Source organism: Pedococcus sp., assembly GCF_036554925.1.
Classification (GTDB): Bacteria; Actinomycetota; Actinomycetes; order Actinomycetales; family Dermatophilaceae; genus Pedococcus_A.
On sequence record NZ_DATBMI010000014.1, the window covers coordinates 1 to 11941 of the forward strand.

At 72.6% G+C, this 11941-nt stretch carries 17 protein-coding genes; 9 read left to right on the plus strand and 8 right to left on the minus strand.

Annotation, left to right across the window (positions count from 1 at the left end; genetic code table 11):
* The coding region (locus VIB11_RS00950) for a glycine--tRNA ligase (RefSeq protein WP_332027466.1) at positions 1–802 on the minus strand (802 nt) is incomplete at its 3' end.
* An 87-nt stretch (positions 803–889) separates the two neighbouring features.
* On the opposite strand from VIB11_RS00950, the gene VIB11_RS00955 reads away from it, so the two are divergent.
* From VIB11_RS00955 to VIB11_RS00975, 5 genes are all read left to right on the plus strand, one after another.
* The gene (locus VIB11_RS00955; RefSeq protein ID WP_332027468.1) at positions 890–1174 is read left to right on the plus strand and encodes a DUF6703 family protein; all 285 of its coding nucleotides are present in this window, start codon (positions 890–892) and stop codon (positions 1172–1174) included.
* Between the two features lie 68 nt (positions 1175–1242).
* Positions 1243–2247, plus strand: coding sequence for a metal ABC transporter substrate-binding protein (locus VIB11_RS00960; RefSeq protein ID WP_332027470.1), 1005 nt, complete (start codon positions 1243–1245; stop codon positions 2245–2247).
* Complete coding sequence (locus tag VIB11_RS00965) at positions 2244–3119, plus strand: metal ABC transporter ATP-binding protein (RefSeq protein WP_332027472.1); 876 nt, start codon at positions 2244–2246, stop codon at positions 3117–3119. Before VIB11_RS00960 ends, VIB11_RS00965 begins: the two co-directional genes overlap by 4 nt.
* Positions 3112–4125, plus strand: a complete 1014-nt coding sequence (locus VIB11_RS00970; protein ID WP_332027474.1) for a metal ABC transporter permease — start codon at positions 3112–3114, stop codon at positions 4123–4125. Before VIB11_RS00965 ends, VIB11_RS00970 begins: the two co-directional genes overlap by 8 nt.
* Complete coding sequence (locus VIB11_RS00975; RefSeq protein ID WP_332027476.1) at positions 4122–4544, plus strand: Fur family transcriptional regulator; 423 nt, start codon at positions 4122–4124, stop codon at positions 4542–4544. The genes VIB11_RS00970 and VIB11_RS00975 overlap by 4 nt, the downstream gene beginning before the upstream one ends.
* Positions 4545–4606: 62 nt before the next feature.
* Here VIB11_RS00975 and VIB11_RS00980 read toward each other — a convergent pair whose 3' ends face one another.
* Both VIB11_RS00980 and recO read right to left on the minus strand, forming a co-directional pair.
* Positions 4607–5389, minus strand: coding sequence for an isoprenyl transferase (locus tag VIB11_RS00980; RefSeq protein ID WP_332027478.1), 783 nt, complete (start codon positions 5387–5389; stop codon positions 4607–4609).
* Positions 5386–6162, minus strand: a complete 777-nt coding sequence (recO, locus tag VIB11_RS00985) for a DNA repair protein RecO (RefSeq protein ID WP_332027480.1) — start codon at positions 6160–6162, stop codon at positions 5386–5388. The genes VIB11_RS00980 and recO overlap by 4 nt, the downstream gene beginning before the upstream one ends.
* A gap of 53 nt (positions 6163–6215) precedes the next feature.
* Between recO and VIB11_RS00990 the strand changes: the two genes are divergently transcribed.
* Positions 6216–6509, plus strand: a complete 294-nt coding sequence (locus tag VIB11_RS00990; protein ID WP_332027482.1) for a hypothetical protein — start codon at positions 6216–6218, stop codon at positions 6507–6509.
* On the opposite strand, the gene VIB11_RS00995 is transcribed toward VIB11_RS00990, so the two are convergent.
* On the minus strand, positions 6497–6868 hold the full coding sequence (locus VIB11_RS00995) for a DUF805 domain-containing protein (RefSeq protein ID WP_332027484.1): 372 nt from the start codon (positions 6866–6868) through the stop codon (positions 6497–6499). The two genes, VIB11_RS00990 and VIB11_RS00995, sit on opposite strands and share 13 nt — an antisense overlap.
* Positions 6869–7003: 135 nt before the next feature.
* On the opposite strand from VIB11_RS00995, the gene VIB11_RS01000 reads away from it, so the two are divergent.
* Positions 7004–7525: a diadenosine tetraphosphate hydrolase gene (locus VIB11_RS01000; RefSeq protein ID WP_332027486.1), complete on the plus strand. Its 522-nt coding sequence runs from the start codon at positions 7004–7006 to the stop codon at positions 7523–7525.
* Positions 7526–7671: 146 nt separating this feature from the next.
* Here the strand turns inward: VIB11_RS01000 and VIB11_RS01005 are convergent, their stop codons facing one another.
* Positions 7672–8022 carry an MmcQ/YjbR family DNA-binding protein gene (locus tag VIB11_RS01005; protein ID WP_332027488.1) on the minus strand — a complete coding sequence of 117 codons (351 nt, stop codon included), beginning with the start codon at positions 8020–8022 and terminating at the stop codon, positions 7672–7674.
* A gap of 98 nt (positions 8023–8120) precedes the next feature.
* Here VIB11_RS01005 and VIB11_RS01010 point away from each other — a divergent pair, with 98 nt between their 5' ends.
* Complete coding sequence (locus VIB11_RS01010; RefSeq protein ID WP_332027490.1) at positions 8121–8828, plus strand: VOC family protein; 708 nt, start codon at positions 8121–8123, stop codon at positions 8826–8828.
* A 76-nt stretch (positions 8829–8904) separates the two neighbouring features.
* On the opposite strand, the gene VIB11_RS01015 is transcribed toward VIB11_RS01010, so the two are convergent.
* Positions 8905–9297, minus strand: coding sequence for a DUF2237 domain-containing protein (locus VIB11_RS01015; protein WP_332027492.1), 393 nt, complete (start codon positions 9295–9297; stop codon positions 8905–8907).
* A 74-nt stretch (positions 9298–9371) separates the two neighbouring features.
* On the opposite strand from VIB11_RS01015, the gene VIB11_RS01020 reads away from it, so the two are divergent.
* The gene (locus VIB11_RS01020) at positions 9372–10001 is read left to right on the plus strand and encodes an alpha-ketoglutarate-dependent dioxygenase AlkB (protein WP_332027494.1); all 630 of its coding nucleotides are present in this window, start codon (positions 9372–9374) and stop codon (positions 9999–10001) included.
* Here the strand turns inward: VIB11_RS01020 and VIB11_RS01025 are convergent.
* Together VIB11_RS01025 and VIB11_RS01030 are read right to left on the minus strand one after the other, a co-directional pair.
* Positions 9979–10857, minus strand: a complete 879-nt coding sequence (locus VIB11_RS01025) for a hypothetical protein (RefSeq protein ID WP_332027496.1) — start codon at positions 10855–10857, stop codon at positions 9979–9981. The genes VIB11_RS01020 and VIB11_RS01025 overlap by 23 nt on opposite strands.
* A gap of 81 nt (positions 10858–10938) precedes the next feature.
* On the minus strand, positions 10939–11941 hold a 1003-nt coding region (locus VIB11_RS01030; protein ID WP_332027498.1), incomplete at its 5' end, for a thiolase family protein.

Here is an 11941-nt window from a genome sequence, read left to right on the forward strand (position 1 = left end):
GCGCCAGCTCGTCGGCGGCGTGCTCGCGCAGCCGCAGGTTCTCCGGGCGGATGCCGAGGCGGGCGTACCAGGCGAGACGCTCCGCCTTCCAGTACTCGTACCAGTGCTGCTCCTCCCCCGGCTTGACGAAGAACTCCATCTCCATCTGCTCGAACTCACGGGTGCGGAAGATGAAGTTGCCGGGCGTGATCTCGTTGCGGAAGCTCTTGCCGGTCTGGGCGATGCCGAACGGCGGCTTCTTGCGCGAGGCGTTCATGACGTTGAGGAAGTTGATGAAGATGCCCTGCGCGGTCTCGGGCCGCAGGTAGTGCAGGCCGGACTCGTCCTCGATCACGCCGAGGTGGGTCTTGAGCATCATGTTGAACTCGCGCGGCTCGGTCCACGCCCCACGGGTGCCGCAGTTGGGGCAGGCGATCTCGGACAGCGGGATGTCGTCGGGGTTGACGACCTTGCCCTTCTTGGCCTCCTTGTCGGCGATGGCCTCCTGCATGTGGTCGAGCCGGAACCGCTTGTGGCACGACTGGCACTCGGTCAGCGGGTCGGTGAACTCACCGACGTGTCCCGAGGCGACCCAGGTCTGGCGCGGCAGGATGATCGAGGAGTCGAGACCGACGACGTCCTCACGGCCCGTCACCACCGACTTCCACCACTGGCGCTTGATGTTCTCCTTGAGCTCGACGCCGAGGGGACCGTAGTCCCACGCGGAGCGGGTGCCGCCGTAGATCTCACCGCACGGGAACACGAAGCCCCTGCGCTTGCAGAGGGAGACGACGGTGTCGACGGTGGAGGTGGGTGCAGCCATGCGGAGAAGGGTACCGACCGGGTCGTGGGGGTGCGGTCGGCGGTATGCCGCGGGGGCGCGCGGCGCGCTGCCGTAGGGTTGCTGGCCGTGTCGAGCTTCCGAGAGTCCCTGGAGCGGGCGAGCCTGCCGCTGCTCAACCGGCTGAGCCGTCTGCCGCGCGCCGTCCCCTTCCTCGTCGTCCTGGCGCTGCTCGTCGGCGGCATCCTCATCCCCGGCTGGGGGTGGGTGCTGACCGCGGTCGTCGCGGTGTTCCTCCTGTGGATGCTCCTCCTCGGCTGGCCGCGGCTCACGGCCGTCGAGCGGCTCATGCGCGTGGCAGTCGTGTTCATGGCCGTGGCCATCGCCGTCTCCCAGGCCCTCCCCCGCACCTGACCCTGCCGCGGTCGGGGCCACCGACCGGATTTTGACAATCGTTCTCACTTGAACCGAGAATGATTGTCATGAGACGCCGCCTGCTCCCTGCCCTCGCCACCTGTGTCGCCCTCGCCGGGGTGACCGCCTGCGGAAGTGGCGCCGGGACTGGTGCCGGGACCGACTCGTCGGGCGGGGGTGACGTCGACGTCGTCGCCGCGTTCTACCCGCTGCAGTACGCCGTGGAGCAGATCGGCGGCGACCACGTGAACGTCACGGGGCTGACCAAGCCCGGCGTCGAGCCGCACGACCTCGAGCTGACCGCCCAGGACGTGGCGAGGGTGGCCAAGGCCGACGCCGTGGTCTACCTGGACGGTTTCCAGAGTGCCGTCGACGACGCGGTGGACACCCAGGCCAAGGACCGGGGCTTCGACGTCTCCACGTCAGCACGTCTGGACCTGGCGGCCTCCCCCGATGAGCACGCCGGCGAGAGCACCGAGCACCCCGGCGAGAGCACCACCGAGCACCCCGGCGAGAGCCCCACCGAGCACGACGAGCACGCCGGCGAGAGCACCACCGACCCGCACTTCTGGCTCGACCCCAAGCGCTACGCCGACGTCGCCGACGCGATCGCGCAGCGCCTCAGCAGCCTTGATGCCGCCCACGCCGCCGACTACCAGGCCCGCGCCAAGGACTTCACCGCGCGCCTCGCCGCCCTCGACCGCGAGTTCGCCGCGGGGCTGAAGACCTGCACGGTCCACGACCTGGTGACCAGCCACGCCGCGTTCGGCTACCTGGCCCAGGCCTACGGCCTGCACCAGGAGAGCATCACCGGCCTGACGCCGGACGCCGACCCGAGCCCGGCGGCACTGGCCAGGATCGCCACGTTCGTCAAGGATGAGGGCGTGCGGACCATCTACGCCGAGACGCTCGTCAGCCCCAAGGTGGCGCAGACCCTGGCCCGCGAGACCGGCGCGAAGCTGGCCGTCCTCGACCCGGTCGAGGGCCTGACCAACGACTCGGCCGGCAAGGACTACTTCGAGGTCATGCGCTCCAACCTCACGACGCTGCGGGCGGGCCAGGACTGCGCGTGACGTCGTCGCCCGCCTCCCTCGCGTCGAGCGCCGCCACGGCGTCGCAGCGCACGCCGGTGATCGAGCTGGAGCACGCCTCCTTCGGGTATGCCGACGTGCCCGTCGTGCGCGAGGTGACCCTCTCGGTCGCGCCCGGCGAGGTCGCTGCCCTGCTCGGCGCCAACGGCTCGGGCAAGTCGACCCTGGTCAAGGGCCTGCTCGGGCTGAGTGACCAGCAGGGCGGGACGGTGCGGCTGTTCGGCGTTCCCCGCGAGGACTTCGACGACCACCCCCGGCTGGGCTACGTGCCGCAGCGGCACACCCTGTCGGCGTCCGTGCGCGCCACCGTCGAGGAGATCGTGGCCGTCGGCCGCCTGCCGCACCGGCAGTGGTGGCGCCCGCGGCTCAGCTCCGCCGAGGACGCGCGGATCATCCGGGAGTGTCTCGAGGTCGTCGGCCTGGCCGACCGGGCACAGGCCGACGTCAGCACCCTGTCCGGCGGCCAGCAGCGCCGGGTCCTCATCGCCCGGGCCCTCGCCGCCCGCCCCGACGTCCTCGTCATGGACGAGCCCACCGCGGGGGTCGACACCGCGAACCAGGAGATCCTCACCCAGGTCCTGGCCCGCCTCGCCGACCGCGGCACGACGATGCTGATCGTGACCCACGAGCTGGACGTCCTGGCCGGCATCGTGACCCGCATCGTCGCCCTCTCCGGCGGTCGGGTCACGTTCGACGGGTCCCCGGCAGCGTTCGCCGCGGCGCCGCCCGGCGGGAGCCTGGCCTTCCACGGCCACCACCACGCCGACGAGCTCGAGGACGTGGGCGACGGCCGGCTGCCGGGCGCTCGCGTCTCCGGCCCGCTCGACTCCGGCCGGGAGGTCCGTCATGGCTGACCTGCTCGCGCTCGACTTCATGCGCCAGGCCCTCGTCGCCGCCCTGCTCGTGGGCATCGCGGCACCGCTGGTCGGTGTCTTCCTCGTCCAGCGCCGCCTCTCGCTCATCGGGGACGGCATGGGGCACGTGGCCCTGGCCGGGGTGGCCGTGGGCGTGCTGACCAACACGGCACCGGTGTTCACGGCCCTCGCCGCTGCCGTCGCGGCGGCCGTCGCCATCGAGCTGATCCGCGCCCGGGGCCGGACCAGCGGCGACGTCGCCCTGGCCGTGATGTTCTACGGCGGCATCGCCGCCGGCGTGGTGATCATCGCCAAGTCTCCGAGCGGCAGCCCCGCCAACCTCACGGCATACCTCTTCGGCGCGATCACCACCGCGAACGCGACCGACCTGTGGGTGTTCGCCGCGCTGGCGCTGGTGGTCCTGGTCTCGACCTGGCTGCTGCGACCCTGGCTGTTCGCGGTCGCCAACGACGAGGAGTACGCCCGCGCGACGGGCCTGCCCGTCACCCGCCTGAACATCGCGCTCGCGGTGCTCACCGCGGTCACGGTGGTGGTGTCCATGCGCGTGGTGGGGCTGCTGCTGATCAGCGCCCTCATGATCATCCCCAACGCGACCGCCCAGATCCTCGGCCGCAGCTTCCGCGCGTCGGTGCGCTGGGCCGTGCTGGTGGGCGTGGCCTCCAGCGTCGGCGGCGTCGTCGTCTCCTTCTACGCCGAGACGCCCTCCGGCGGCACCATCGTCCTGCTCGCGATCGGGGCCTTCGTCGCCGCCGCGGTGGGCAGCGCGGCGGTGGCCAGGGTCCGCTCCGCCCGGCACCGCAGGGCCGTCGAGCACCAGCACGAGCACGGGGTCCAGTGCGGTCACGAGGCAGTGCCGCACGGCGACCACGTCGACTACCTGCACGACGGCCACCTGCACGCGGCCCATGAGGGACACTACGACGAGCACGGCGCTCCCACCGAGGGCGCGCCCGACCCAGCACCGCAGGAGGCCCCGCACCGATGACCGCCACCCGCGCCATCCCTGCCGCCGAGTCCGGTCGCCGGCCCACGAAGCAGCGATCCGCCGTCGCCGCCGTGCTGGCCGACGTCGACGAGTTCCGCTCCGCGCAGGAGCTGCACGCGCTCCTCCGCGAGGCGGGCGAGAAGGTCGGCCTCGCGACCGTCTACCGCACCCTGCAGGCGATGGCGGCCGACGGCGCGATCGACATGCTGCGCACCGCCGACGGGGAGGCGGTCTACCGCGCCTGCAGCACCGGTCACCACCACCACCTCGTCTGCCGGGTCTGCGGGAAGACCGTCGAGGTGGAGGGCCCGGCCGTCGAGCGCTGGGCCGAGCGGGTCAGCGAGGAGCACGGGTTCAGCGACGTGCAGCACACCCTGGAGATCTTCGGCACCTGCGCCGACTGCGCCTCCCCCGCTTGACATCCGGGTCGAGGTTAAAACGCCGGTGATTCCCGGCGTGTCGCCGTCGACCCGGCGGAGGGTCAGGCGGTCGGCAGGTCCACGGCGCCTCCGTAGCGGCGGTCGCGCGCGGCATACGTCTCGATCGCCTGCCACAGGTGCCGACGGTCGTAGTCGGGCCACAGGGTGTCCTGGAAGACCATCTCTGCGTAGGCGCTCTGCCACAGCAGGAAGTTGCTCGTGCGCTGCTCACCCGAGGACCGCACGAACAGGTCGACGTCGGGCATGTCCGGCTCCGGCAGGTAGCGGGCCAGCAGCTTCTCGTCGATCGAGCCGGGCCTGAGCTTCCCACGCTGGACCTGCTCGGCGATGCGCTGCACGGCATCGGCGATCTCGGCCCGCCCGCCGTAGTTGACGCAGAAGTACAGCGTCAGGCCGGTGTTGTCCTTGGTCAGCTGCTGGGCGACCTCGAGCTCCTTGATGACCGAGCCCCACAGCCGCGGCCGGCGCCCGACCCAGCGCATCCGCACGCCCCAGGAGTGCAGCTGGTCGCGCCGGCGACGGATGACGTCGCGGTTGAAGCCCATCAGGAAGCGCACTTCGTCCGGTGAGCGCTTCCAGTTCTCGGTGGAGAACGCGTACGCCGACAGGTGCGTCACGCCCGCCTCGATGGCGCCGGCCACCACGTCGAGCAGGGCCGCCTCCCCCGCCTCGTGCCCCTTGGTGCGGGGCAGTCCGCGCTGGTTGGCCCAGCGACCGTTGCCGTCCATGACGACCGCGATGTGGCGCGGCATGAGCTCGGCGGGCAGTCGTGGCGGCTGGGCTCCGCTGGGGTGGGCGAAGGGCCGCTCGTATGCCGCGCTCATGCCTGCGCGCGCAGCGTCGGCTGGGGTGCGGGGCTGGGCTGCTGCTCGACTCTCTCCACGAGTCGCAACGATCGCACGCTGCGCTCGAGGTGCCACTGCAGGAACGCCGTTGCCAGGCCGGTGCCCTCGCGCCGGTGCCGGATCTCGGAGGCGTCGGCCACCGCCCAGTCCCCCGCCAGCAGCGCCGCGAGGAGGGCCAGGGTCTCCGGCGCCGGCGCCGCGGAGCCGGGCGGGCGGCATACCGGGCACACCGTGCCGCCAGCGGCGAGGTTGAACGCGCGATGCGGGCCCTCGGCGCCGCAGCGGGCGCAGTCGTGGAAGCTCGGCGCCCAGCCGGCGATGGCGAGCGCGCGCAGCAGGTAGGCGTCGAGGACGAGCCCCGGGTCGTGGGCGCCCTCGGCCATGGAGCGCAGCGCCCCGGCGAGCAGGAGGTACTGCTGCAGCGACGGCTCGCGCTCCTCCGTCAGCCGGTCGGCCGTCTCGAGCATCGCGGTCGCGGCGGTGTAGGTCGTGTAGTCGCGGGCGAGCACGTCGCCCCAGCTGGCCAGAGACTCAGCCTGGGTGACGGTGTCGAGGCTGCGGCCCTCGTAGCACTGGACGTCGACCATCATCGCCGGCTCGAGCCGGGCACCGAAGCGGCTCTTGGTGCGGCGCACGCCCTTGCCCACCACGCGCACCTTCCCCTGGGTGCGGGTGAGCAGCGTGACGATGCGGTCGGCCTCGCCCAGCTTCTGGGTGCGCAGCACGATGGCCTCGTCGCGATAGAGCGGCATGGGCACCATTCTCTCCCGACGGGGCCCCAAAGCCGGTATGCCGGGGTGCCCGCGTGTGCGCCGCGCCTCACCGTTCCGCCCTCGCCGGTGCGCGCCGTCGCATGGCGCGGCTTGGCGGCACCGGAGGCGGGATCCACAGCAGCATCCAGCACTGGCTGTACCCGCTCCCCACTGGTGGGCGCTGGACCTTCGTCGCCGAGTGGCTGGCGCGCGGCATACCCGAGACGCGGGTGGCGTTCGACGCGCGCCCGGTGCACGAGGCGGCGGCGTCGTCGGCAGGTCCCCTTTGGGAGCTGCCGACGCCGTCCGACGGAGCGGAGTACGGCTGGTTCGGCTACGCCGGCTGAGCGGCCAGGGCCTTGGGTGACTGCCCCCACGCGTTGGGGCCCTTGCTGTCCTGCAGGGCGAAGAACAGCACGACGAGACCGCCGAGCGGGATGAGGGACAACAACATCCACCAACCGCTGCGGCCGGTGTCGTGCAAGCGGCGCGCCGTCACCGCCAGGCTCGGCAGCAGCAGTGCGAGTGTCACCAGCATCGTGACTGGGCCGTAGCCCGCCGTCTGCGGCAGGCCGGCGGCGCCGTCGATCATCGTCGCCACCACGGCGACGATGACGTAGAACAGGACGAACCACCAGTACTCCGAGCGGCGGGCCCGACCGGAGAAGGTCGCGTACTTCGAGAACACGGTCTGCACAGCGGTCATGAACGACATCTGCGTTCCCCCTCATGAGGTGGCCGACCCAGCGTCGGCCGCGGCTCATGGTGGCGGCGGTGACGGCGGCCGTCGTGGCGACACGCCGCAACTCAGGTGCACCACGTACCGCTACGCTGCACCGCCGTGACCCCCACCGAGACCGGCAGCGAGGACACCGAGCAGCTCGACTGGCGCGCCGACCGCGTGGGCTCGGCACTGCGTGGGGAGAACCCGACGGTGCTGCGACGGCTGCCGGGCGGCTTCGCCGTCATGGGTGACGTGCAGTTCCTGCCGGGCTACTGCGTGCTCATCACCGACACCCCGGGCGCAGACCGGCTGACCGACCTGCCGCGGCGGGAGCGGCTGGCGTTCCTCGACAGCATGGAGCTGCTCGGCGAGGCGGTGCAGACGGTCTGCGCAGAGCGGGACCCGCAGTTCCGCCGCGTCAACCTCGAGATCCAGGGCAACCACGACGCCTTCCTGCACGCGCACGTCTGGCCCCGCTACGAGTGGGAGGGGCCCGACCACGTGTGGCGTCCGGTGGCCCTGCACCCGATCGAGCAGTGGCGCACGCCGCAGCCGGAGACGGTGCTCGGGCCCCAGCACGGCGACCTGCGCGCAGCCCTGGCCGCCGAGCTGGACCGTCTGTCAGCCAGCGGCCTCTGAGCTCAGCCCGAGCCAGTGGGGACCTCCCCCGGCGCTCGAAGCAGCCGCGTTCGGCTGGTACGCGTACGCGCCGAGCGCCGCACTCCCTCCGCAGCCCGCTACCGGGGACTGAGCCCGGTTGTCGCGGGGCGCCGGCCGGCGCCGCGTCAGCTGTCGAGACGGTTGACGTGGTCCCGGGCAACACGCTTCGGGACCACCATGGCCCAGGCGTCCGTGACCAGCTCGGTCATCTCCTCGATGTCGAGCACCGCCGTTCTCACCTCGACCCAGTTGAAGCGCAGGTCGGTCGCGGACGGGAGCTGGAACTTGTCCGGTTCACTGTCGACGAGTGCTTGGCGCTCCTCCCTGGGAAACGCGAAGCCCATCAGGGTCTCGTCCCGGGAGAACGCCACGTAGACCAGCTGCCTGACCCGGAACTTCACCCGATGACGGACCAGGTGCTCCGTGGTGCGCGGCAGGCTGAGGGCCACTCGTCGTACGTCGTCGACGGTCACCATGACCCATGAGTCTGCCAAAGGTCACGCCCAACGCCGCCGAGGAAGGCCACACGTCGCTGCGCCAGCGCTGCGGGTGGATCAGGCATAGGGTCCGGTCCATGGACATGCTGAGGGGGGAACAGATCGCCGAGGCCAACCTGACTGACTGGCGCAAGCTGGCACAGGGACTGCATGCCCGCTACCTGGTCGACGACTTCGGCACGGGCGCACGGTTCGTCGCCGCGGTGGGCGAGGCGGGCGACGTGCTCGGCCACCACCCGCGCGTGTCGATCGGCCATGGGTACGTCGACCTCGAGCTGGTGAGCGCCGACGCCATCTACCGCGATGACGAGGGCGCCGAGCACGTCGTCGAATGGGTGACGCAGCAGGACGTCGACCTCGCGCGCCGGATCACCGAGATCGCCGCCGACCACAAGGTCGACGCCGACCCGGCCTCGGTCAGCGAAGTGGAGCTCGGCCTCGACACGGCGCGCTCTGCGACCATCGCACCCGTGTGGGCCGCCCTGCTGACCGGGAGCGCCGAGTCCCAGGGCCGCGGGTCTCCCAGCGACGAGATCAGGGACGCCACGGGACGCGTGCCGAACCTGTGGTTCGGGGACGCCGACGAGCACGAGAACCCGCGTCAGCGGTTCCACATCGAGGTCTATGTGGCGCCCGAGGTGGCCGAGCAACGGATCGCCGCCGCCCTCGCCGCGGGTGGGACCGTCGTCGATGACAGCAACGCGCCCTCGCTCACCGTGATCGCCGATCAGGACGGCAACAAGGGCATCGTCTGCGTCGACGTGTCCGCTGCGAAGAAGCACTGAGCGCCAACGCGGTTGACCGGCGGCGCGCGGCCGCAACGGGATGATGCCGCCCAGCCCGACTCTGACGGTGCCGGCCTCACTGCTCGAGGGAGCTCGGGTCGGCCGGCACGTCGACAGCGTGCTCCTGCAGGGCGGCCAGCGGCACCACCTGCAGCACCGCCTCGTTCGTCGCCGCCAGCACCACCGGGGCGGCGACCCCATCGGCGTAGGCCCGGGCCCAGTTGAGCGCCGTCACGCACCAGCGGTCGCCGGGCGCCAGCCCGGGGAAGCGGTACTCCGGACGCGGGGTCGAGAGGTCGTTGCCGATGCCGCGCTGGTGCTCGAGGAAGTCGGCGGTCACCACCGCACAGATGGTGTGGCTGCCGACGTCCTCCGGCCCCGTGCTGCAGCAGCCGTCGCGGAAGAAGCCCGTCACCGGGTCGGCGCTGCAGGGTTCGAGGTCTTCACCGAGCACGTTGCGCTCCGCCATGGCAGCAGCATTCCACGCCGCGGCCGCCACCAAGGTCTAGAACACCTGTTCGAACATGTCGTACAGTGGGCGGCATGGCCATGGCTCTGCAGGGCTCGCTCCTCGACACCGCCGACGAGATCGAGCTGCGCGCACTCGGCACCGGCCTGCAGCGCACCATCCTCTCCCGCGGCGCCTGGGTCGACTACCGACCCGGGTGGCTCGCGGGCGCCGACGCCCTGTTCGACGCGCTCCACCACGACGTGCCGTGGCACGCGGAGCGGCGCGAGATGTACGACAAGGTCGTCGACGTCCCCCGCCTGCTGAAGTTCTACGAGGCCGGCGAGGCCCTCCCCCACCCCGTGCTCGCCGCCGCCCGCGACCAGCTGAGCCGGAGGTATGCCGCGGAGCTCGGTGAGCCGTTCGTCACCGCCGGGCTGTGCCTCTACCGCGACGGGCGCGACTCCGTCGCCTGGCACGGGGACCGCATCGGCCGGGCGAAGGACCTCGACACCATGGTCGCGATCCTCTCGGTCGGCTCGGCGCGCTCCCTCCTGCTGCGTCCGCGCGGGGGCGGGGAGTCGATGGGCTTCTCGCTGGGCCACGGCGACCTCGTGGTGATGGGCGGCTCGTGCCAGCGCACCTGGGACCACTGCGTTCCCAAGACCGCGCGCGCCGTCGGCCCGCGGATCTCCATCCAGTTCAGGCCGCGCGGGGTGCGCTGACCGCGGCGGCCGGCTCGGTGCGCCCGGGGCCGAGGAGGGTGCGGAACACCCACACCGCGAACGCCGCGAACAGCAGGGCGGCGACGCCGAGCACGACCACCTGCGCGGCCGCCGCGTAGGGGTCGTCGCGCACGAGCATCGCCACCCCCATCGCCGCCACCGACGGCGGGACCAGCGCGAACCACCCCACGACGCCGCAGGCCGCGGCGGTGCCCAGCCGGGAGCCGCGCAGGACGGCGACCGCGGCCGCCACGGTGCCCGGCACGACCACGCCGAGGTCCAGCAGCACGATCGACCAGTAGAACGTGGGCTCCTCGGCGAGCTCGGCCGGCAGCGGGCCGGCAGCGGCAGCGCCGGCCAGCGACCCGGCATACCGGCTCACGACGAAGGCCGCGAGCATGAGCAGCACCACGCCGATCGTGCGCCGCCGGTGCACCGGGACCGGCCGCGAGGTGGCCGCCGCCCGCACCCAGGCCACGACGGCCAGCACCAGGCCGAGGGTGAAGAGGGCGAGGTGGAGCAGGACGACGAGGGAGTAGGCGTCGTACTCCGGCCCGAGGACGTACTGCGCGAACATGTAGGCGGTGTAGGCGGCTGCGGCGAACGCGAGCGGCGGCCCGACCCGGTGCCCGCGACGCAGCAGGACGGCGGCCGCGAGGCTCGCCGGCACGACGAGGAGCAGGGTGACCACCTCGAGGCCGAGCAGCTGGTTGGTCGCGGTGGTGCTCATGGGGTAGTCGACGACGTCGAGGGCGAGCGGTCCGACCAGCGAGCTGACGAGCAGGGCGCCGGCCATCGCGACCAGGCCGACGGCGAGGGCGGTGTCGGCGCGGGTGGGCGCGATGGTCACACGCATGGCTGCCTCCTGCCCCCATCGTCGGCGTGCGCCACCCCACGGGGGCAGGGGCCAACGGCCCGCGGCCCCAGCACCAACGACCTAGGAGGCGCCGGCGGTGACGTTCTCCAGCACGACGGCCAGGCCCTGCCCGACCCCGATGCAGATCGCAGCCACGCCCCACCGCTCGCCCGACGCCTCCAGGGAGCGGGCCAGCGTGCCGAGGATGCGGGTGCCGGACGCGCCGAGGGGGTGGCCGATGGCGATCGCGCCGCCGTGCCGGTTGACGATCGCTGGGTCGACGCCCCATGCGTCGATGCAGGCCAGGGACTGCGCCGCGAAGGCCTCGTTGAGCTCCACCGCGCCGACGTCGCCCCAGCCGATCCCCGCCCGCTCCAGGGCGAGGTTCGCCGCCTCGACGGGGGCGAAGCCGAAGAACTGGGGCTCCACCGCGTGTGCCGCGCGGCCGGCGATGCGCGCCAGCGGCGCCCGCCCGATCTCACCCGCCGCCGCCGCGCTGCCGAGCAGCGCCGCCGAGGCACCGTCGTTGAGCGGCGAGGCGTTGCCGGCGGTGACGGTGCCGTCGGGGCGGAAGACCGGGGAGAGGGTTGCCAGCCGCTCCAGCGAGGTGTCGGCGCGGATCGACTCGTCGCGAGCCAGCTCGACACCGGGCACTGCCACGACCTGGTCGTCGTAGAACCCGCTGTCCCAGGCGGCGGCCGCGGCCCGGTGCGAGGCCAGCGCGAACTCGTCCTGCCGCTCGCGGGTGACGCCCTCGCGCTCGCGCAGCTGCTCGGTCGCCTCCCCCAGCGAGACCGTCCACGCCGGGTCCATCGTCGGGTTGACCAGCCGCCAGCCCAGGGTGGTCGAGACGAGTGCGGCGTCGCCCGCCGGGAAGCCCCGCTCCGGCTTGGGCAGCACCCAGGGGGCCCGGCTCATCGACTCGACGCCGCCGACCAGCACGACGTCGGCCTCACCGAGGGCGACCTGCCGCGAGCCGGCGATCGCGGCGTCCAGGCTGGAGCCGCACAGCCGGTTGACCGTCGAGCCCGGGACCGACGTGGGCAGCCCGGCGAGGAGGGCGGCCATGCGCGCGACGTTGCGG